Genomic DNA, 23,364 nt, shown 5'->3' with positions numbered 1-23,364 from the left:
TGTCCAGTTGGCGGCGAGTGCGCCGGAGGTCCTCGGTGGTCTCCTTGAGGAAGTGCCGCAGCTTGGCCTCTGTGCTGGTCATGAGATACCGAACTCCTTACCGAGCAGCTCGAACATTTCCTCGTCGGTGGCCTCGCCGAGATCGGTGTCCTGGGTCTCGGTGTCGGTCACGAGCAGTGCGGACAGTCGGCGCATCACCTGCTCCCGGACCCCCGGGTCGCCGTCGAACCGGGCGAAGGCGTCCTCCAGCCGGGCCAGTTCGGCGAGCACCGGAACCTCCTGGGGCCGGTCGCCGCCGATGCGGGAGGACAGGTGTTCGGCCAGTGCGGTGGGCGAGGAGTGCTCGAAGACGATGGTGGCGGCCAGCCGCAGGCCGAGTTGGGTACCGATCCGGTTGCGCAGTTCCACCGCGGTCAGCGAGTCGAAGCCGAGCGACTTGAACGGGCGGTCGGCCTCCAGTGACCCGTCGTCGGGGTGGCCGAGCACCGCGGCGGCCTGTGTCCGCACCAGCCTGGTCAGCTCGGCGGAACGGTCTCCCGGACTCATCCGGGCGAGGCGGTCGCCGAGGGCGCCTTCTCCGGTGTCGGCGTGCCTGCGGCCGGTGGTGCCGGTCAGTGCCCACAGGATGTGCGGTGCGGACGCGGCGGCCCGCAGGGCCGGCAGGTCCAGGCGCATTCCGGCGACCGCGGGCTCGTCCCGCGCCACCGCCGCGTCGAACATGGCCAGCGCCTCGGCGGTGGACAGCGCGGGCAGCCCGGAACGGGCGATCCGGTCGATGTCCCGTGCGGTCAGCGCGCCGGTCATGCCGCTCGCCTCGGCCCACAGGCTCCACGCGATCGACGTGGCGGGCAGGCCCGCGGCCCTGCGATGGGCGGCGAGTGCGTCGAGGAAGGCGTTGGCGGCGGCGTAGTTGGCCTGGCCCGCGCTGCCCATCACTGCGGCGGCCGAGGAGTAGAGCACGAACGCGGCGAGATCGAGGTCCCGGGTCAGCTCGTGCAGGTGCCAGGCGCCGTCGGCCTTGGAGCGCAGGCTGGTGGCCAGCCGTTCGGGGGTCATCGACTGGATCACGCCGTCGTCGAGCACCCCGGCCGCGTGCACCACGGACGTCAGCGGGTGCTGGTCGGGAATGGTGGCGAGCAGGTCCGCCAGCGCCGTGCGGTCGCCGACGTCGCAGGCGCGCACCAGGACCTGGGCCCCGTGCTCGGCCAGCTCCTCGACCAGCCGGGCCGCGCCGGGCGAGTCCGGTCCGCTCCGGCTGACGAGGAGCAGATGCCGTACGCCCCGCGTGGTCACCAGGTGGCGGGCCAGTGACACGCCCAGCCCGCCGGTGCCGCCGGTGATCAGGACGGTGCCCCGCGGGTTCCAGCGCCGCGGCATGGTCAGCACGACCTTGCCGATGTGCTGGGCACGGCTGATGTGCCGGAACGCCTCGCGTCCGCGCCGGACGTCCCACGTGGACACCGGGAGTGGCTTCAGCACACCGTCACGGAACAGTTCGAGCAGGGCCGTGAGCCGCTCCTGTACGGCGTCGGGCTCCAGCTCCGCCAGGTCGAAGGCGCGGTAGCCGATCCCGTCCGGCACCTGGGTACGGATGTCGGTCTTGCCCATCTCGGCGAACCGCCCGCCCCTCGGCAGCAGCCGCAGCGAGGCGTCCACGAACTCGCCGGCCAGCGAGTTCAGTACGACATCGACGCCCCGGCCACCGGTGACCTCCAGGAAGCGCCGCTCGAAGTCGAGGGTGCGCGAGGAGGCGATGTGGTCATCGGGAACGCCCAGCCGGCGCAGCATGTGCTGCTTGGGTTCACTGGCGGTGGCGAAGACCTCGAGACCCCAGTGCCGGGCGAGTTGGATGGCCGCCATGCCGACGCCGCCTGCGCCCGCGTGCACCAGCAGGGACTGTCCCGCGCGCACCTCGGAGAGGTCGAGCAGACCGTAGTAGGCGGTGAGGAACACGACGGGCACCGACGCCGCCTGCGCGAAGGTCCAGTCGTCGGGCATCGGCGCGAGCAGTCGGTGATCGGTGACGGTCAGCGGCCCGAAGGCGCCGACGGTCAGGCCGAACACGCGGTCGCCGGGGAGCAGACCGGTCACGTCCGGGCCGGTCTCCAGCACGACACCGGACACCTCGGCGCCCAGCGGGGTCGCCGCACGCCGGTTCATGCCCAGCGCGTCGAAGACATCGCGGAAGTTCACCCCGGCAGCCCGTACGTCGACCCGGACCTCCAGGGGTCCGAGTGGTTCCTCGGCGCGGGGCCACGGGATCAGGGCGAGGTCGTCGAGGCTGCCCTTCCGGGTGGTCTCCAGGCGCCATGCCGGGCCGGCCGGTGGCGGCAGTGTGCCGGGCTCGGCCAGCCGGGCCGCGAGCAGGGCGCCGTCGCGCACCGCGAGCTGGGGTTCTCCGCTCGCCAGCGCGCGCGGGACCAACTCGTCCGGCACGCCCGGCCCGTCCGTGTCCACCAGGACGAACCGGCCCGTGTTCTCGGTCTGCGCGGACCGGATCAGGCCGCGGGCGGCCGCCACCGCGGGCACGACGTCCTCGTCGCCGACGGCCACGCCGCCCTCGGTCACGAAGACCAGCGAGACCTCCTCCAGCCGTGGCTCGGCCAGCCACGCCCGCACCAGGTCGAGCACCCGTGCCGTGAGCTCGTAGGTGGCGGGCACCATGTCCTCGCCCACCGGGCCGAGGCGGACCACGGCCGCGTCGACGCCCGCGCTCGTATCGGGCAGTGCCCAGGTCCGCGGGTCGAGCTCGACGACGGTACGGGCGCGGTCCGGTTCGGCGGTCACGGGCCGCCAGGCGAGCCGGTACAGCGGGGCGTCGACGGCGGAGTCCACGGCGGTGTATCGGCGCAGCACCAGGGACTCCGCGGTCAGCACCGGTGCGCCCGCGGGGTCGACGACGGTCAGCTCCACGGTGTCCGGGCCGATGCCGCGCAGCCGGGCCCGCAGGGACGTGGCCCCGCTCGCGTGGAGGCGCACCCCGCTCCAGGCGAACGGAAGCACACCGGTGCTGCCCAGCAGGCTGGTGGCGTGCAGAACGGCGTCCAGCAGCGCGGGGTGCAGACCGAAGGCGCCCGCCTCGGCCCGCACGTGCTCGGGAAGCGCCACCTCGGCGCAGACGCCGTCCTCGGTCTGCCATGCGGTGCTCAGGCCCCGGAACGCCGGGCCGTAGCCGTATCCCTCCTCGGCGAGGGCGTCGTACACCCCCGCCGGCTCGATCTCGTCCGCGCCCGGGGGCGGCCAGGACGTGATCGCGGACGCGGAGTCGCGGCCCTCGTGCTCACCGGTGGACAGGGTGCCGGAGGCATGTTGCGCCCAGCTGCCGCCACCGCGGGCGAAGAGCCGCACGGTCCTGCGGTGGTCGGCGGCGGGCCGGTCCACGCGTATCTGTATCTGGACACCCCCCTGTTCCGGCAGGACGAGCGGCTTCTCCAGGACGAGTTCGTCGACCCGGTGGCAACCGACCTCGTCGCCCGCGTGAATGACCATCTCCAGCAGGGCGGTCCCGGGCAGCAGCACCGTCCCGGCCACGGCGTGGTCGGCCAGCCAGGGGTGGGTCGCGAGCGACAGGCGGGCGGTGAACAGGTGGCCGTCGTCACCGGGCAGCTCGATCCCCGCCCCGAGCAGCGGATGCTCCGGGACGCTCAGGCCCGCCGCGGTGACGTCCACCCCGGCCGTACCGGCGCGAGGCCAGTACCGCTGGTACTGGAAGGCGTACGTGGGCAGTTCCACGCGCGTGGCGCCGGGGAAGACGGCGTTCCAGTCCACGGGGATCCCGTGCTGGTGCGCCAGGGCGAGCGAGAGGCGGATCCGGTCGAGGGTTCCCTCGCCGCGTCGCAGGGTGCCGAGCGCGACGGTCTCCGCGCTCTCCTCGATCGACGTGGTCAGCACCGGGTGCGGACTCATCTCCAGGAAGACCCGGAACCCGCCCGCCACCAGCCTCGACACCGCGCCCTGGAAGTCCACCCGCTCCCGCAGGTTGGTGTACCAGTACTCCGCGCCCAGCTCGGCACCGTCCACCCGGCCACCCGTCACCGACGAATAGAACGGCACCTCGGCGGCGACCGGCCGCACCGATGACAGCCCTGCCAGGACCGCGTCCCGGATCCCCGCCACCATCGGGGAGTGGGAAGCGTAGTCCACCGCGATCCGCCGGGCTCGTGGCTCGTCCTCCACCAGGGCCGCCACCGCCTCGGGCGTCCCCGACACCACCAGCGACTCCGGACCGTTCACCGCCGCCACCACCAGCCCATCGCCATACGGCGCGATCAGGCCCTCCACCTCGGCCAGAGGCAACGGCAGCGACACCATGCCCCCACCTCCGGCCAGCTCCCGCGCGATCAGCCTCGACCGCACACACACCACCCGCGCCGCGTCCTCCAGCGACAACACCCCCGCCACCACCGCCGCGGCGATCTCCCCCTGCGAATGCCCCACCACCGCGGCGGGCACCACGCCGAACGACCGCCACACCTCCGCCAACGACACCATCACCGCCCACAACACCGGCTGCACCACATCGACCCGCCCCAGCGCCGCCTCGTCCCCCAGCACATCCAGCAACGACCAGTCCACGAACGGCGCCAACGCCACCGCACACCGACTCATCGCCTCGGCGAACACCGGCGAGGACTCCCACAGCTCCACCGCCATGCCCACCCACTGCGACCCCTGCCCCGGAAACACCAGCACCGGACGGGAGTCGGTGACCCGGGCGGCGGACAGCGTGAGGGAACCCGGTTCCTCACCACGGGCCAGGGCTTCGAAGGCGGTGCACGCGGCCTTCCGGTCCCCGACCACGGTCGCGCCGTGCTCGAACCGGGTGCGGGTGGTGGCCAGGGAGTAGGCCAGGTCGGCCGGGGCGAGGTCCGGCCGGGCCTCCAGGTGGTCCACCAGCGCTCGCGCCTGGGCGCGCAGCGCGGGCAGGCTTCTGCCGGACAGCTGCCACACCACCCGCTCGTCCGCTACGAGCGGTCGACGCTCGGGCGTCTCGGGCTCCGGTGCCTGCTCGAGGATGATGTGCGCGTTGGTGCCGGACACCCCGAACGACGACACTCCGGCACGTCGCGGCCTGCCGGTCGCCGGCCACTCGGTCGTCCGCGCCAGCGGGGAGACCGCGCCCGAGGCCCAGTCGATACGCGAGGACGGCGCCGAGAAGTGGAGCAGACCGGGCAGCACTCCCGCGCGCAGCGCCGCCACCATCTTGATCACGCCGCCGACCCCGGCCGCCGCCTGGGAGTGGCCGATGTTCGACTTCAACGAGCCCAGCAGCAGGGGGCGTTCGCGGTCCTGACCGTAGGTGGCCAGCAGCGCCCCGGCCTCGATCGGATCGCCCAGCCGGGTGCCGGTGCCGTGCGCCTCCACGGCGTCCACGTCGGCGGGCGCGAGCCCGGCGTTCTCCAGCGCGCTCCAGATGACCTGCTGCTGTGCGGTGCCGTTCGGCGCGCTCAGACCGTTGGAGGCGCCGTCGGAGTTCATGGCGGAGCCGCGGATCACGGCCAGCACCTCGTCGCCGTCGCGCCGGGCGTCGGACAGCCGTCGCAGGGCGAGCATGCCCGCCCCCTCCGACCATGCCGTGCCGTCCGCGTCGTCGGAGAACGACTTGCACCGGCCGTCCGGTGCGAGGCCGCCCTGTTTGGTGAACTCCAGGAAGGGCGAGAGCGTGGTCATCACCACCACGCCCCCGGCCAGCGCCAGCGAGCACTCCCGGGCGCGGAGCGCGCGCACCGCCGAGTGGAGCGCGACAAGGGATGCCGAGCATGCCGTGTCCACCGTCAGGGAGGGGCCTTCCAGCCCGAGCGTGTAGGAGATCCGGCCCGACATGACGCTGGCGGCGCTGCCGGTGCCGACATAGCCCTCGACCTGGTCGGCGGTGTCCCGCAGCAGCTCCGGGTAGTCCTGGGCGCAGGTGCCCACGAACACGCCGGTGTCACTGCCCCGCAAAGAGTCCGGGGCGATGCCCGCGCGCTCGACCGCCTCCCATGACGTCTCCAGCAGCAGCCGCTGCTGGGGGTCCATGGCGACCGCCTCCCGGGGGCTGATCCCGAAGAACTCGGCGTCGAACCGGTCGATGTCCCGCAGGAACCCGCTGGCCTCGGTGGCCACGCGGTCCCGGAGCGCGGCCAGGTCCCAGCCGCGGTCGGTGGGGAACTCGGTGATCGCGTCCACTCCGGACACGGCGAGCTCCCACAGCTGCTCGGGGGTGCGCACACCGCCCGGGTAGCGGCAGGCCATGCCGACGATGGCGATCGGCTCGGTGGCCATGGCCTCGTAGCGGCGCAGTGACCGACGGGTGCGCTTGAGGTCGGCGGTGACCCGGTTCAAGTAGTCACGGAGCTTCTGCTCACTCATCGGACACCCAACTCCTCGTCAGTCACATCGAATGGCGCGGCGTCGAAGGCGGGCGCCCGGGTAGCGCGGCCGCGGGCACCCGGCCCGTGGCACAGGGACACGTTCACAGCTCGAATTCCTCGTCGATCAGCCGGAACAGCTCCTCGTCGGGGACGCCGTCCACCTCGTCCAGTTCGCCGGGGTCCTCGTCGAGCCGGCTGCTGAGGCTCCGCAGCCGGGCGGCCAGCCGGGAGCGCGCCGCACGGTCGGCACGTACGGCGGGCAGCGCCGACTCCACGTCGTCGAGCCGGTGGAACACGGCGTCGATCCGCTGCCGGTCGTCGGGCAGGACGACGGTGTCCAGGTACTCCGCGAGCGCCGCCGCGCTGGGGTGGTCGAAGGTGATGGCGGTGGGCAGTTCGGTACCGGCGCGCCTGGCCAGTACGTTCCGCAGCCGGACCGCGGCCAGGGAGTCCATGCCCAGCTCGGCGAACGACACGGTCGGCTCCACCTCGGCGACCGTGCGGTGGCCCAGCACCGCCGCGACGTCCTGGCGGACGACCGACAGCAGCAGACCGGCCCGTTCGGCCCGGGTCAGGGGGGCCAGCCGTTCGGCGAGCGGGGGCTCCAGAACCTCATACGGCTCGGGGTCGGGTGGCTCCGGGAGGTCCGTGGCGTACTCCGTCGCCATGCCGCCGACAGGGCCCCCGGCCACGTCGCCCGCGGGCCAGTAGCGCTCGCGCTGGAAGGCGTAGGTCGGCAGATCGACGCGCTTGCCGCCGCGGTCGGCCAGGACCGAGGACCACGCGACGGGGACACCCCGCACGGAGAGTTCGGCGAGCGCTCCGGTGAGCGCGGACACCTCGTCGCGGTGACGGCGCAGCGCGGACACGACGACCGTCGAGCCCGGATCGGACACGCTGTCCTCGGCCATTCCGGCGGCGGTGCTGTCGGGCCCGAGCTCCAGGAGCGCGGTGACGCCTTCGGCCTCGGCCGAGCGCACCCCGTCGGCGAAGCGGACGCATCCGCGCACATGCCGCACCCAGTACTCCGGGGAGCACAGTTCCTCGTCGCTCGCGACCTTCCCGGTCAGGTTGGACACCACGGGAATGGCCGGCGCCCGGTAGCTCATGCGCTCGGCTACGGTGCGGAACTCGTCCAGCATGCCGTCCAGATGAGCGGAGTGGAACGCGTGGCTGACCCGCAGCCGGCTCGTTTTGCGTCCGGCCGAGCGCCAGTGCTCGCGGACCCGGTCGACCTCGGCGGCGTCCCCGGAGATCACCACGGCGGACGGCCCGTTGACGGCGGCGAGCTCGACGCCGGGGCCGAGACCGGACACGATCTCCTCCTCGGATGCCTCGATCGCGGCCATCGCCCCGACCGCGGGCCGGGCCTGGATGAGCCGCCCCCGCGCGGCGACCAGCGCGCAGGCGTCGGGCAGCGACAGGACTCCGGCGATGTGTGCCGCGGTGAGTTCGCCGATCGAATGCCCCAGGAGCAGATCGGGAGTGACTCCCCAGTGCTCCACGAGGCGGAACAGGGCCGTTTCCATCGCGAACAGGGCCGGTTGGGTGTACTCGGTGCGGTCGAGGACCTCGGCGTCGGCGTCGAGGACCACATCGCGCAGCGGCAGTGCGAGGTGGCGGTCGAACTCGGCACACACCGCGTCGAACGCGGCCGCGTACCGCGGGAACGTACGGTACAACTCATGTCCCATACCGGGCCGTTGGCTGCCCTGCCCGGAGAACACCATGGCGAGCCGCCGCGGCCGGGCCCGGCCGGCGCCGCCGGTGGGCTCGCCGTCGGCGAGACGGGCCAGTTCGGCCATCAGGTCTTCGCGGCTGTCGCCGATCAGCACCGCGCGGTGTGCCATCAGCGACCGGCCGGTCGCCAGTGACCAGGCGACATCGGCCGGGTGGTGGTCCGGGCGGTCCGTCAGCCAGGAGCGCAGGCGGGCGGCCTGGGCCCGCAGGGACGCCGCGCCACGGGCGGAGAGCACCCACGGCACCACGGGGGTGGACACCGTCGGAGTGGTCGGCGGGGGCGCGCTCTCGGCCGGGGCCTGTTCGAGGATGACGTGGGCGTTGGTGCCGCTGATCCCGAACGAGGAGACTCCGGCCCGGCGGGGCCGGTCGGCCGACGGCCATGGCGTGGGCTCGGTCACCAAGGACACCGCGCCCGCCGACCAGTCCACATGCGGAGTGGGTTCATCGATGTGCAGCGTGCTGGGGACGACACCGTGCCGCATCGCCAGTACCGCCTTGATCACCCCGGCGGCGCCCGCGGCGGCCTGGGTGTGGCCCAGGTTGGACTTCACCGAGCCCAGCAGCAGGGGGCTCTCCCGGTCCTGGCCGTAGGTGGCCAGCAGCGCTCCGGCCTCGATCGGGTCGCCGAGCGCCGTACCGGTGCCGTGCGCCTCGACCATGTCGACCTCGGAGGGGGCCAGCCGGGCGTCGGCGAGTGCCTGCCGGATGACGCGCTGCTGGGCGGTGCCGTTCGGCGCAGTCAGCCCGTTGGAGGCGCCGTCCTGGTTGACGGCCGTCCCCCGGACCACGGCCAGCACCTGGTGGCCGTTCCTCCTGGCGTCGGAGAGGCGTTCCAGCAGCAGCAGGCCGACCCCCTCGGACCAGCCGGTGCCGTCCGCCGCCGCGGCGAACGCCTTGCAGCGCCCGTCGGGGGCCAGTCCGCGCTGCCGGGAGAACTCGACAAAGGCGTTCGGGGTGGACATCACGGTGACGCCGCCCGCCACCGCGAGCGTGCACTCCCGGGCGCGCAGCGCCTTGGCCGCGGCGTCCAGGGCGACCAGCGCTGAGGAGCAGGCCGTGTCCATGGTGACCGCGGGTCCCTCGAGGCCCAGGGTGTAGGACAGCCGCCCGGACAGCACGCTCGCCGCGGTTCCGGTGAGCAGATAGCCCTCGGCGTCCAGGGTCCCGGGGGCGATCCCCGCGCCGTAGTCCTGGCCGTTGGTGCCCATGAACACCCCGCAGCGGCTGCCGCGCTGGGTCTCGGGGTCGATGCCCGCCCGTTCGAACAGCTCCCACGCGGACTCCAGGACGAGCCGCTGCTGCGGGTCCATGCCCAGCGCCTCGCGCGGGGAGATGCCGAAGAACGCCGCGTCGAAGCGGTCGGCGTCGGGCAGGAAGCCGCCGGTGCGGGCGTAGCTGGTGCCCGCCCGGTCCGGGTCGTCGTCGTACAGCCGGTCCAGGTCCCAGCCCCGGTTCCCGGGGAAGGGCGACAGCGCGTCACGGGCCTCGTCGAGGAGCCGCCACAGGTCCTCGGGGGAGGACACGCCGCCGGGGAATCGGCACGCCATCGACACGATCGCGATCGGGTCGCCGGTCGTGTCGACGGCCCTCGGCCGCTCCTCCGACCCGGTCGCCACGCCCAGCAGTTCGGCCAGCAGATGGTCGGCGAGCGCCGCCGGGCTGGGGTGGTCGAAGACCACGGTGGTGGGCAGCCGCAGCCCCGTGCGCGCACCGAGGCGATTGCGCAGCTCGACGGCGCCCAGCGAGTCGAACCCCAGGTCGCGGAAGGGGCGGGTCAGGTCCGGGGAGCCGGACTCGGTGTGCCCGAGCACGGTGAGCACCTCGTCACGGACCACGTCGAGCAGCAGCCGCGGCCGCTCGGACCGGGGACGTTCGCGCAGCCGTTCGGCCAGCGCGGAGGGCCGCTGGGCCGAGGTGTCCGAGGCTCGCCGGGCCGGGGTCCTGACCAGTCCGCGCAGCAGGGCGGGCAGCGTGCCGGCGCCCGCCTGTGCGCGCAGTGCGGAGAGGTTGAGGCGTACCGGAGCCGTCACCGGGTGGCCGGCGCGGAGCGCGGTGTCGAAGAGGGCCAGTCCGTGGTCCGCGGTCAGCGGGTCGATTCCCGCGCGGGCGAGTCGTGCGAGGTCCCCCTCGGCGAGGTGGGCGGTCACACCGCCGCGCTCGGCCCACAGGCCCCACGCCATCGACACGGCCGGAAGGCCCTGTGCGCGCCGGGTCTGCGCGAGTGCGTCGAGGAAGGCGTTGGCCGCCGCGTAGGCGCCCTGTCCGGCGTTGCCCACGAGGCCGGAGTACGAGGAGAACAGCGCGAAGACCTTCAGGTCCGCGCCCCTGGTGAGCTCGTGGAGGTTGACCGCGGCCCGCACCTTCGGGCGGTACACCCGTGCCACCTGATCGTCTGTCATCGAGGTGATGACGGCGTCGTCGACGATTCCGGCCGCGTGCACGACGGCCGTCAGCGGCCGGTCGGCGGGCAGGGAGGCGAGCAGTGCGGCGAGTGCGTCGCGGTCGGCGGCGTCGCAGGCCGCGACGGTGACCTCGGCGCCCATGGACTCCAGCTCGGCGCGCAGCCCGGCGGCGCCCTCGGCGGCCTCCCCACGACGGCCGGTCAGCAGCAGGTGGCGTACCCCGTGTTCGGCGACGAGGTGGCGGGCGACGAGTGATCCCAGCGCACCGGTTCCGCCCGTGATCAGCGCGGTGCCGGTGAGGGCGGGCGGGGTGCCGTCCACGGCGGGCGTGGCGACGAGCCGTGGTGCGCGGGCGTTCCCCTCGGTGAGGACGATCTGCGGCTCGCCCGATGCGAGCGCGCCCGGCAGTGCGCGCAGGGACGCTTCGGTCCCGTCCAGGTCGACGAGGACGAACTGGTCCGGGTGTTCGGTCTGGGCGGTGCGTACCAGCCCCCACACCACGGCGTCGGCGGTGTCCCGGAGCTCGGTGCCGCCGTACACGGCCCGGCGGGTGAGGAAGACCAGCCGCGCGCCGGCGGGGTGTTCCTCGGCGAGCCACGACCGGAGGAGGTTCAGCGCCCGTGAGGTGGCCTCCTGTGCCCGGGCGGCGATGTCCTCACCTGCGTGGCCGGGCTCTCCGTGGCCGGGTCCGAAGGCGGCGAGCACCACGTCCGGCTGCCCGCCCGCCGTGGGCAGTCGCCCGATTCCGGCGTGGACGGCGCGGAGCCCGTGCTCATCCGCGCCGTCCAGGGCCCAGCGGCCCACTTCCCCGTCCGGCAGCCGCATGGCCGTCCACTCCAGTCGGTGGAGCGGCGCGTGGTGCCGGGTCCGCGCGGTGTCCACCGCCCCGAGCGTCACGGACTCGGCGGTGTACACGGGCTGACCGGCACCGTCCGTGATCCGCAGCGCGTAGGTGCGCTCGCCGAGCGGCAGCAGATGGACGCGGACCGATGCGGCCCCCGCGGCGTGCAGACGTACGCCGTGCCACTGGACGGGGGTCTCGTCCTCGGCGGTCACCAGACTCAGCGCCGCACCGACGAGCTCGGGGTGCAGACCGTACGGTTCCGCCTCGCTCCCCTGCCCAAGACCGGCCTCCGCGAACAGCTCCCCACCGGCCCGCCAGACCCGCTCCAGCAGGGGGGACGAGCCGTCCGGCGGGCTCACCGCCTCGGCGTCGGCCGGTGGCCACGGTGTGGGACCGGCCCCGGTGTCCGGGGGCGCGACGACGGCGCTCGCCGTCGCGTCGCGGGTCCACGGGGTCTCCTCGTCCGGCTGCGAGAACACGTCGATGGTGCCGTCGGCGCCCACGCGCACCTGTACTCGGAGGACTCCGGAGTCGGGCAGCCGTGGCGGGGACACCTGGCGCAGGACGTCGACCCGGTCGAAACCGGCTTCGGCGGCGGTGTGCACCACCAGTTCCAGCAGTGCGGCGTCCACACCGGCGGGATCGGCCAGCCATGGATGCGCACCGGCGGACAGCACACCGGTGAACACGGTGTCGCCCTGGTCCGCCAGGCGCACCGCGGCGCCCAGCAGCGGGTGTTCCACGGCCGTCATGCCCGCGGTCCGCACATCCGCCGGGCCGCCGCTCGGCAGCCAGTAGGGGCGGTGCTGGAAGGCGTACGTCGGCAGCTCGACGGGTCCGTGTCCGGCCCCGGCAAACACCGTGGCCCAGTCGACCGAGACGCCGTGCGCGTGCAGGGCGGACAGCGAGCCGAGGAAGGAGTCGGACTCGTTCCGCTCGCGCCGGAGGGTGCCCTGGACCGCCGCACCGGCGCCGGTGTCGTCCACGGTCTCCTGGATGCCGACCAGCAGCACCGGGTGCGGGCTGCACTCCACGAAGGTGTCGAAACCGGCGGCCAGCAGCGCCCGGACGGCCGGCTCGAACTGGATGGGGGTGCGAAGGTTGCGGTACCAGTACTCCCCGGTCAGCTCGGCCGGGTCGATCCAGTCCCCGGTCACGGTGGACATGAACGCGGTGGACGTGGCGGTGGGCCGGACCGGGGCGAGCAGCTCCGCCACCCGCTTCCGGATCGTCTCGACGTGGGCGGAGTGTGACGGGTAGTCGATGGGCACCCGCCGCGACCAGACGCCCTCCTCCGACAGGGCGGACTCCAGCCGGGCGAGCGCGGGGAGATCGCCCGCGACCACGGTGGACGTGGGGCCGTTGAGCGCGGCCACGGTCACCCCCTCCAAGCCCTCCAGACGGGACCGGACCTCGTCCAGGGGCAGGTTGACCGAGAGCATGCCGCCGCGGCCGGACAGGCCCTCGGCGATGGCCTTGCTGCGCAGCGCGACCGCGCGGGCGGCGTCCTCGAGGGACAGCGCGCCCGCGACGACCGCGGCGGCCATCTCGCCCTGTGAGTGGCCGATCACCGCGTCCGGCACCACTCCGACGGACTTCCACAGCGCCGCCAGCGAGACCAGCACCGCGAACAGGACCGGCTGGAGGACTTCCGTGCGGTCGAACTCCCCGGAACGCACCACGTCGATGAGGGAGAAGTCCACGTGGGGGGCCAGGGCGCGCTCGCAGTCGGCCATCGCCCGGGCGAAGACCGGCGAGGTGCTCAGCAGGTCCACCGCCATCCCCGCCCACTGCGGGCCCTGCCCCGGGAAGACGAACACGACCTTGCGTGGGCCCGCCGTGGTGCGCGTGGCGGTGGCGCCGGGCTCGTCGCGGGCCAGTGCGGTCAGCTCCGCGCGGAGCTCCGGCGCCGACCGGCCGAGCAGTACGGCGCGGTGTTCGAACGCGGTCCTCGCGAGGGCGAGCGAGGCGCCGTACGCGGTGAGGTCCGCGTCGTCGGTCAGCGCCGTCGCCAGCCGGCCGGACTGCGCCCTCAGCGCCTCCGGGGTGCGTCCGGACACCACCAGCGGCACGCTGGTCAGGATCAGCGGTGCCGTGGCCGGCGCGGGCTCCGCCGGTTCGGCCGCGGGTGCCTGCTCGATGATGGCGTGGGCGTTGGTGCCGCTGATGCCGAACGAGGACACCGCCGCGCGCCGCGGGCCCTGGGTGTCCGGCCAGGGCGCGGGCTCGGTGAGCAGCCGCACCGCGCCGCTGTCCCAGTCCACCAGCGGTGTGGGCCGGTCGATGTGCAGCGTTCTCGGCAGTTGGTCGTGCTGGAGGGCCAGCACCATCTTGATGACGCCGCCGACCCCGGCCGCGGCCTGGGAGTGGCCGATGTTGGACTTCAGCGAGCCGAGCAGCAGGGGGTGTTCACGGTGCTGTCCGTAGGTGGCCAGCACCGCCTGGGCCTCGATGGGGTCGCCCAGCCTGGTGCCGGTGCCGTGTGCTTCGAGGGCGTGCACATCGGCCGGGGACAGACCGGCGCTCGCCAGCGCGGCGCGGATCACCCGCTCCTGCGACGGGCCGTTGGGGGCGGTGAGGCCGCTGCTCGCGCCGTCCTGGTTGACCGCCGTCGACCGGATCAGGGCCAGTACCCGGTGGCCGTGGCGCCGCGCGTCCGACAGCCGCTCCAGCACCAGCACCCCGACCCCCTCGGACCAGCCCGTGCCGTCCGCCGCCTCGGCGAAGGACTTGCACCGGCCGTCCGGGGACAGCGCCCGCTGCCGGGAGAACTCCACGAAGGTGCCGGGCGTGGCCATGACGGTGACACCGGCGGCCAGCGCCAGCGAACACTCACCGGCGCGCAGTGACTGCGCGGCCAGGTGCATCGCCACCATCGACGAGGAACATGCCGTGTCCACGGTGACCGCCGGACCCTCGAGCCCGAGGGTGTAGGCGACGCGGCCGGACAGCACGCTGGCGGTGGTGCCGGTCAGCCGGTGGCCGTCGACCGCGCCCGCGGTGTGTTCCAGCGGCGGCCCGTAGTCGTGGTACATCACTCCGGCGAAGACTCCGGTACGGCTGCCGCGCAGTGTGCCCGGGACGAGTCCGGCGCGCTCCAGCGCCTCCCAGGACGCCTCCAGCAGCAGCCGCTGCTGCGGGTCCATGGCCAGTGCCTCGCGCGGACCGATGCCGAAGAAGTCGGCGTCGAACCCGGCCGCGTCGTGCAGGAACCCGCCCCGGTCGCAGTAGGACGTGCCGGGGTGCGCCGGGTCCGGGTCGAAGAGTTCGGTCAGCCGCCAGCCCCGGTCGACCGGGAACTCGGTGACGGCGTCGCCGCCCCGCTCGACCAGATCCCACAGGTCCTCCGGCGAGCGGACGCCACCGGGGTAGCGGCAGCTCATTCCCACGATCGCCAGGGGCTCGCTCGCGGCGGCGGTGAGTTCGTGGTTCTTCCTGCGCAACCGCTGGACCTCGCGGAGGCTGTCGCGCAGCGCGTCGGTGACCGCGGCGGCGGATGATTGGCTCATCGGTGTCGTCTCCCGCTCGCTCAGGATTCCAGGCTGCGACGGGCGAGCCTGACCAGGTCGTCCGCGTCCAGCTCGTCGAGGCCGTCCAGTTCGTCGAGGCCGCCCGACTCGTCGGCGGCGTCCGGCCCGTGGGGACCGCCCGGTGCGTCGATGTCGGCCGTCGGCGTGGCCTGGGCGGACGTCTCGGCCACCAGCGTGAGAAGGGGGTCCAGCAGTCCCGCGGTGCGCAGACGGGCCACCGGCAGCGCGGCCAGGGCCCTGCGCAACGCCTCCTCGTCCACCGGCTCCGGTGCGGCGGGCGCCAGCTTCTGGGCGATCAGGGCGGCCAGCCGCTGCGGAGTGGGGTGGTCGAAGACGACCGTGGGGGCCAGGGTGAGCCCGGTGACCCGGTTGAGCCGGTTGCGCAGGTCGACCGCGATCAGTGAGTCCACGCCCAGTTCCCGGAAGCCGCGGTCGAGGTCGATCGCCTCGTCGGGGTCCTGACCGAGGCAGCCGGCCAGTTCCCGCCGCACCAGGTCGAGCGGTGAGGTGTCCGGCTCGGGCCGTGTCCTCGACGCCACCGCAACCGGGGCATGTGACAGCGGTCTCGGGTCGTCGGACACGGACCGCGGCTGTCCGGCCTTCCGGCCCACCGCCACCAGCAGCGGGGTGTCCCGGTGCAGCGCGGTGTCGAACAGCGCCAGGCCCTCCTCGGTGGACAGCGTCGGCATGCCGATGTCCGCCAGCCGGCCGAGGTCGGCAGGGGACAGCTCGGCGGCCATGCCCGTCTGCTCCCAAGGGGCCCATGCGAGCGAGGTGGCGGGCAGCCCGTGGGCCGCGCGGTGCTGGGCCAGGGCGTCCAGGAACGTATTGCCGGCGGCGTAGTTCGCCTGTCCGGCGGCACCGAGGACGCCGGACGCCGAGGAGAACAGCACGAACCCGTCGAGGGCGAGGTGGCGGGTCAGCTCATGGAGGTGCCAGGCCCCGTCCACCTTCGGCCGCAGCACGGATGACAGCCGCTCGGTGGTCAGCCCGGAGAGCACGGTGTCGTCCAGGACGCCCGCCGCGTGTACGACCGCGGTGAGCGGGTGCTCGGCCGGGATCGAGGCCAGCAGTCCGGCCACCGCATCGCGGTCGGTGACGTCGCAGGACCGCCAGCCGACCCCGGGGCCGAACCCCTCCAGGTCCACCGGCCGCCGGCCGGCCAGCACCAGGTGGCGCATGCCGTGCTCGGTGAGCAGCCGCTGGGCGATCAGCCGGCCGAGCCCTCCGGACGCGCCGGTGATCAGCACGGTGCCGTCGGGGTTCCATGCGCGGGAGGCGGCGGACCCGGGTCCGCGCACCAGCCGAGGGGCGAGGAGCGTTCCCGCGCGCACCGCCAACTGCGGCTCGTCCGGCGGCAGCACGTCCAGAACGGCCCGTACGGCTTCGACGTCCACGTCCAGGTCCAGCAGGACGAACCGGCCGGGATGCTCCCGCTGGGCGGTACGCACCAGACCCCACACCGGGGACTGCGCCAGGCCCGGAACCTCCTCGCCGTCCCGGGTGGCCACCGCCGACCGCGTCACCAGCACCAGCCGAGCCGAGGCGAACCGCTCGTCAGTGATCCACGAGCGCACCAGCTCCAGCACACCGGCGGCCGTCGCGTGGGCGGCGCCGGGCAGTGCCGGGTCCGCCTCCGAGGCCACCGGCACCACCACGAGGTCCGGACGCTCCTCCGCGCACCGGGAGGGATCGCCGTGGTCCGGCACGGCGACGCGGTACGTCATGGACGCCGGAGCGACCGGCGCCCAGTCAACCGTCAGGAACGGCTCACCGTGCGCCACGGGGGCGGCGGTGCGGACACTCAGCGCCTCGACGTCGGCGACCGCTCCCCCGGCGGTGTCGGTGATCCTCAGCGACACCGTGTCCTCGCCGGTACGCCGGGTGTGGACCCGGACGGCGGCGGCGCCGGTGGCGTGGATGACCGTCCGCTGCCAGGAGAACGGCAGCTTCCCGCCGTCGAAGAGGCCGAGCGCACCGGCACCGTGCAGACACGCGTCGAACAGCGCCGGATGCAGTGCGAACTCGCCCGCCCGCCCGGCGAGGGCCACATCCAGTTCGACCTCGGTGATCACCTCGTCGTCGGCGCGCCAGACCCGGCGCACGTGCCGGAACCGCGGACCGTACTCCAGCCCGCACCGGGCCAGGCCGCTGTAGAGGTCCTGCGTGGACAACTCGACGGCGGACACCGGCGGCCAGGGGCCGGGGACCGGCTGGGGGGCGGCCGACGCGGGGACGAGGGTGGCGGTCGCGTGCAGTGTCCACTCGGCATCGCCGTCCGACGGCCTGGAGTGCACGCTCAGCGCACGGCGCCCGTCGGCGTCCTTCTCCCGTACGCCCACCCGGAGTTCGACGCTCTCGTGGGGCGGCAGGGCGAGTGGCGCCGTCAGCAGCAGCTCCTCGACGGTGCGACAGCCCGTCACACCACCCGCGTGCACGGCCAGCTCGAGGAAGGCGGTGGCCGGGACGAGCACGGTGCCGCCCACGACGTGGTCGGCCAGCCATGGATGCGTGTGCGTGGACAGCACACCGGTGAACTCCACGGCGTCGCCGCCGGGTTGCGCGATCCGCGCGCCGAGCAGGGGATGCCCGGCCGGGCGCAGCCCGACCGCACCCGGCGATGAACCGGCGCCGGGAGTCCGGTCCAGCCAGTAGCGCCTGCGCTGGAACGGATAGGTGGGCAACCGCGTACGGCGTGCCGGGGTGCCGTCGAACACGGCCGCCCAGTCCAGGGCGACACCGTGGGCGTACAGCCTCGCCACCGCCTCGGTGAGCGTGGCCACCTCCGGGCGGTCGCGGCGCAGCGCGGGCACGAACCGCGCATCCCCGTCGACACACTCCGGCCCGAGCGTCGTCAGCACGGCGTCCGGCCCGAGCTCCAGGAATTCGGTGACGCCGTGGTCGTACAGCCACCGCACGCCGTCGCCGAACCGCACGGCCGCGCGCACATGCCGCACCCAGTACTCGGGGGAGCACAGCTCGCCGTCGTCGGCCACCCGCCCGGTCACATTGGACACGATGGGGATCGCCGGTGCGTGGAAGGTCAGCTTCTCCGCGACCGCGCGGAAGTCGGCGAGCATGGGCTCCATGTGCGCGGAGTGGAAGGCGTGGCCGACCCGCAGCCCGCGGGTGCGGCGACCGCGCTGCTCCCAGTGGCGCAGCTGCCCGGCGACGGCCCGCTCGTCCCCGGCGATCACCACGGCCCGCGGACCGTTGACGGCGGCGATCTCCACGTGCCCGTCGTCCGGGTTTGCCTCCGCCCCCGGCAGTTGGGCCAGTACCTCCTGCTCGGTCGCCGCGATCGCGGCCATACGGCCACCGCCGGGAAGCGCGTGCATCAGCCTGCCGCGCGCGGCCACCAGCGTCACGGCGTCGGCCAGGCCGAGCACACCGGCCACATGCGCGGCGGCGAGCTCGCCAATGGAGTGCCCCACGAGGTAGTCGGGCCGCAGCCCCCAGCTCTCGACCAGCCGGAACAGCGAGACCTCGACGGCGAACAGCGCCGCCTGGGTGTAATCGGTCCGGTCGAGCAGATCCGATCCGCCGAACACCACGGACTTCAGCCCGGCGTCCAGGTGCTCGTCGAATCCGGCGCACACGCGCTCGAACGTCTCCGCGAACACCGGGTACCGCGCGTGGAGTTCGGCCGCCATCCGGCCGCGCTGGCTTCCCTGGCCGGTGAAGAGGAAGGCGAGCGCACCGGCCGACGCCGTGCCCACGTCGTGGGCCTCGAGGGAGCCCAGCTCCGCGAGGAGCGTGTCGCGGTCCCCGCCGACGACGACCGCGCGGTGCCGCCAGTGCTGCCGGGTGGTGGCCAGCGAGAGTGCGACGTCGTCCGGGGCGGCCCCGGTCAGCGCCACGGCCAGTCGCCGTGCCTGGTCCACCACCGCCTGCCCGGTGTCCCCGGACAGCAGCAGTGGCATGGTGCTGCCGCTGTCGGGCGTCCGGTCCGGATCGGGCGCGGGGACGCCCTCGATGACGAGGTGGGCGTTGGTCCCGGAGATGCCGAACGAGGAGACGGCGGCGCGGCGCGGGCGGCCGCGCGACGGCCACGGTGCGGCCTCCGTCAGCGGGCGCACCGTCCCCGCCGACCAGTCCACATGCGTGGTCGGGTCGGTGATGTGCAGGGTCTTCGGCGCGATGCCGTGCCGCATGGCCTGCACCATCTTGATGACCCCGGCGATCCCGGCGGCGGCCTGCGTATGGCCGATGTTCGACTTGAGCGAGCCGAGCAGCAGGGGGTGTTCCCGGTCCTGGCCGTAGGTGGCGAGGATGGCGTGCGCCTCGATCGGATCGCCCAGTACGGTGCCCGTGCCGTGCGCCTCGACCACGTCGACATCGTCCGGCGCCAGCCGGGCCCGGGCCATGGCCTGGCGGATGACCTCCTCCTGCGCCGGTCCGCTGGGCGCCGTGAGCCCGTTGGAGGCCCCGTCCTGGTTGACGGCGGTGCCGCGGATCAGCGCGAGCACGTCATGTCCGTTGCGCCGGGCGTCGGACAGGCGCTCCAGCACGAGCACACCGAGCCCTTCGGCCCAGCCGGTGCCGTCGGCCCCGGCGGAGAACGCCTTGCAGCGCCCGTCCGGTGAGAGACCGCCCTGGCGGCTGAACTCCACGAACATGCCCGGGGACGACATCACGGTGACCCCGCCGGCCAGCGCGAGCGAGCACTCCCCCTGTTCCAGCGACCGTACGGCGAGGTGCACGGCCACCAGCGAGGACGAGCACGCGGTGTCCACGGTGACGGCGGGCCCCCGCAGGCCGAGTGTGTAGGCCACCCGACCGGACAGCACGCTCGGGCTGGTGCCGGTGAGCAGGAACCCCTCGGCACCGTGCGCGGTTTCGTGCAGGCGCGGCCCGTAGTCCTGGGCCGTCGCGCCGATGAACACCCCGGTTGGGGTGGCGCGCAGGCTCTCGGGAACGATTCCGGCCCGTTCCAGCGCCTCCCATGTGCCCTCCAGCAGGAGGCGCTGCTGCGGGTCCATCGCCGTGGCCTCGCGCGGGGAGATGCCGAAGAAGGCCGCGTCGAACTGGTCGATGCCGTCGATGAACCCGCCCTGCCGGGTGGCGGTGTGGCCGGGGGCGACCTCCCAGCCCCTGTCGGCGGGGAACCCGCTGATGGCGTCGCGTTCCCGCACCACCAGGTCCCACAGGTCCTCGGGCGAGGTCACCGAGCCGGGCAGCCGGCAGCTCATGGCGACGACGGCGATGGGGTCGTCCGTCGCCGTCGGGGCGGCGGCGACCGCCGTCCGGGCGGCCCGGGGACGCTCACCGCCCAGCCGGTCGGCGAGGTGTTCGGCCAGCGCCGCGGGGGTCGGATGGTCGTACAGCACGGCGGACGAGAGCGGTACGCCGGTCGCCGCGACGAGCCGGTTGCGCAGTTCGACGGAGGTCAGCGAGTCGAAGCCCAGGTCGCGGAATGTCTCCGTCACGGCAAGCGACCGCGGATCGTCCCGGTCGAGCAGAGCCGCGCCGTGCTCGCGCACCAGGTGCAACGCGGCGTCACGTCGCTGCTCCGCGGTCTGCCGCGACGCCCGCGGTGCGCCCGCGGCGGGCTCGTGAGCGGCCTCGTGAGCGGCCTCGTGAGCGGCCTCGTGAGCGGCCTCGCCGGTCGGCTCATCGGTCGACTCGTCAGTTGGCTCATCGATCGGCCCGCCAGTCGGCTCGCCGAGCCAGTACCTGCTGCGCTGGAACGCGTAGGTGGGCAGGTCCACCGGACGGCCGTCCGGGAAGGCGGGCCGCCAGTCCACCTCCATCCCCTGCACGTGAGCCTCGGCGACCGACCGCAGGAAGCGCCCGATGCCGCCGTCGTCGCGGCGCAGCGAACCCACGACGACGGCCTCGGCCCCGGCGGTCTCCTGGACCGGCATGACCAGGGCCGGATGCGGACCGCACTCGATGAACCCGGTGAAGCCCTCGGCTTCCAGCGCCCGCACACCGGCTTCGAACCGCACGGTCTCCCGCAGGTTGCGGTACCAGTAGCCGGCGTCGAGTCCGGTGCCGTCGGCCCAGTCCCCGGTGACGGTGGAGAGCATCGGGACCACCGCGCGGGTGGGGCGGACGGCGGCCAGCTCATCGAGCAGTGCCGGCCGGATGTCCTCCACATGCGGGGAGTGCGAGGCGTACTCGATGGGTACCGTGCGCACCCACACCCCCCGGGCGGTCAGGGACTCCAGGAGTTCCCGCACCGGCTCGGTGTCGCCGGACACCACGACCGAACGCGGGCCGTTGACCGCACCGATCGTGACACCCGGCGGCAGCAACGGCTCGACCTCGGCCGCGGGCAGGGCGACCAGGCCCATACGACCCCGGTCCTTGATCGCCTCGACAACCCTGCTGCGCGACACCACGACACGTACGGCGTCCTCCAGGCTGAGCGCTCCGGCGACGCAGGCGGCGGCGATCTCGCCCTGCGAATGCCCGATCACCGCGTCCGGCCGCACTCCGTGGGAGCGCCAGAGTTCGGCCAGCGACACCATGACCGCGAAGGTGGCCGGCTGTACGACATCGTCACCGGTCATCGGTTCGCGCAGGACCTCGAACAGATCCCAGTCGACGAACCGGGACAGCGCCCGTGCGCACTCGCGCATCCGCGCGGCGAACACCGCCGACTCCTCCAGCAGCGCCACTCCCATACCGGACCACTGGGAGCCCTGGCCGGGGAACACGAAGACGGTCCGCCCCGGTTCCCGCGCCGTTCCGAGCACCGGGCCCGGCCGCTGCTCCCGGAGTGCCACCAGCTCCTCCCGGTCGAAGACCACGGCGCGGTGTTCGAGGAGCGTGCGCGTGGTGGCCAGTGAGTGTCCGACGTCGGCGGGCGACGGATGGTGGCGGTCCAGGTGGTCGAGGAGGCGGTCCGCCTGGCCGCGCAGCGCCTGTCGGCTGTGGGCGGACAGCACCCACGGCGTCACCACCGGGGATTCAGCGGGCGGCGGCGGTTCGGCGGGGGGCGGCTCGGCGAGCACCACGTGGCAGTTGGTGCCCCCGATGCCGAAGGAGCTGACCCCCGCCACCAGCGTCCGGTCCTCCTCCGGCCATGCGGTGGTCTCGGTCTGCACCCGCAGGTTCAGCTCGGCCAGCGGGATCGCCGGGTTGGGCCGGGCGAAGTTCAGGCTCGCGGGCAGCCGGCGGTGGGTGAGGGCCAGTACGACCTTCAGCAGCCCGGCGATTCCGGCCGCGCCTTCGAGGTGGCCGATGTTGGTCTTCACCGAGCCGACCCGTAAGGGCGTGCTCTCCGGCCGTCCGGAGCCGAGTGCCGCTCCCAGCGCGGCTGCCTCGACCGGGTCACCGGCCCTGGTCCCGGTGCCGTGCAGCTCGACGTACTGCACGGCACCGGGTTCGACGCCCGCGGCCCGGTAGGCGGCGCGCAGCACATCGCTCTGTATCGCGCGGTCCGGTGTGGTCAGATTCGCCTGACCGGCGCCGTCGTTGTTGACGGCGCTGCCGAGGATCACGCCGTGCACGCGGTTCCCGTCCAGCAGCGCGTCGGCGAGCGGCCTGAGCACGATCATGACGCCGCCCTCGCCGCGCACATAGCCGTTGGCGCGTTCGTCGAAGGTGTGGCAGCGGCCGTCCGGGGAGAGGACGCCGAGCGCGTCGACCGCCCGCGCGGAGCCCGGGGCGAGGTTGAGGTTGACCCCGCCGACGAAGGCGTGGTCGACCTCACCGCGGCGGATGCTGTCACAGGCCAGGTGCACCGCCACGAGGGAGGAGGACTGCCCGGAGTCGACGGTGATGCTCGGGCCGCCCAGCCGCAGCAGATGCGACACCCGGTTGGCGATCATGGAGCGGTGGGTGCCGGTCAGGGTGTAGCGGTCCTCCGCCGCACGGCGGGCGCGGGTGAGGGCGGACCAGTCGTCGGACGACACCCCCAGGTACACACCCGAGCGACTGTCGCGAACGGGGTCCGCCACGAACCGCGCGGACTCCATCGCCTCCCAGGCCAGTTCGAGCGCGAGCCGCTGCTGTGGATCCATCGCGGCCGCCTCGGCCGCGCTGACCCCGGCGAACGCGGCGTCGAAATGGCCCACATCGGAGAGGAAGCCGCCTGATTCGACGGCCTCTTCGGCGCTCCAGCGCCCGTGCGCGGTCCCGTCGACCGCGTCCTGCCCGGCACTGAGCAGCCGCCAGAATTCCTCCGGGTTCCGGCCACCGGGGAGACGGCAGGCGATACCGGTGATCGCGATCGGCACCGACGCATGAGCACCCGTGGAAGGCACGACGGACCCGGCCAACCTTTCCTCCCCGCGAGATCAGGACAAGCGGCGAGAGGATTTCGTCCGGGAAATACGTCCCATGCGAGCGGAAAGCCGCCGGGCGAAACCAGATCCATCGCCGAGTCAGTGGCAGCGACAGGCTTTCGCTGCCTTGACCCGAGACGCTAATCAGCTCACTGATCGCCCGGAAGGCAACTGGCATCGATCAAGGCCATCCGCCCCAGGGATACCGGACCTATCACATAAACAGCCCACATCCGGGTGCATGGCGCGTAAGGC

At 73.7% G+C, this 23,364-nt stretch carries 2 protein-coding genes and 1 pseudogene; all 3 read right to left on the bottom strand.

Features of this window, described 5'->3' with window-relative positions:
- Positions 1-78: 78 nt before the first annotated feature.
- The 3 genes and pseudogenes from ABD329_RS04050 to ABD329_RS04040 all read right to left on the bottom strand — a co-directional run bounded on the left by ABD329_RS04050 (position 79) and on the right by ABD329_RS04040 (position 23,061).
- Positions 79-6,351 carry a type I polyketide synthase gene (locus ABD329_RS04050; protein ID WP_198275268.1) on the bottom strand — a complete coding sequence of 2,091 codons (6,273 nt, stop codon included), beginning with the start codon at positions 6,349-6,351 and terminating at the stop codon, positions 79-81.
- A 400-nt stretch (positions 6,352-6,751) separates the two neighbouring features.
- Positions 6,752-14,758 (bottom strand): annotated as a pseudogene (locus ABD329_RS04045) (SDR family NAD(P)-dependent oxidoreductase); the annotation flags it as partial.
- A 113-nt stretch (positions 14,759-14,871) separates the two neighbouring features.
- The gene (locus tag ABD329_RS04040) at positions 14,872-23,061 is read right to left on the bottom strand and encodes a type I polyketide synthase (protein ID WP_198275269.1); all 8,190 of its coding nucleotides are present in this window, start codon (positions 23,059-23,061) and stop codon (positions 14,872-14,874) included.
- Positions 23,062-23,364: the final 303 nt, after the last annotated feature.

The organism is Streptomyces javensis, assembly GCF_039525925.1.
In the GTDB taxonomy this organism is placed as follows: domain Bacteria; phylum Actinomycetota; class Actinomycetes; order Streptomycetales; family Streptomycetaceae; genus Streptomyces; species Streptomyces asiaticus.
Note: the sequence above shows the minus strand (reverse complement) of the source record. Positions and strands in the feature narration are given on the sequence as shown.

Excerpts from the sequence above, each read along its gene's own strand:
- ABD329_RS04050 (WP_198275268.1), bottom strand. The coding sequence starts at position 6,351 with ATGAGTGAGCAGAAGCTCCGTGACTACTTGAACCGGGTCACCGCCGAC.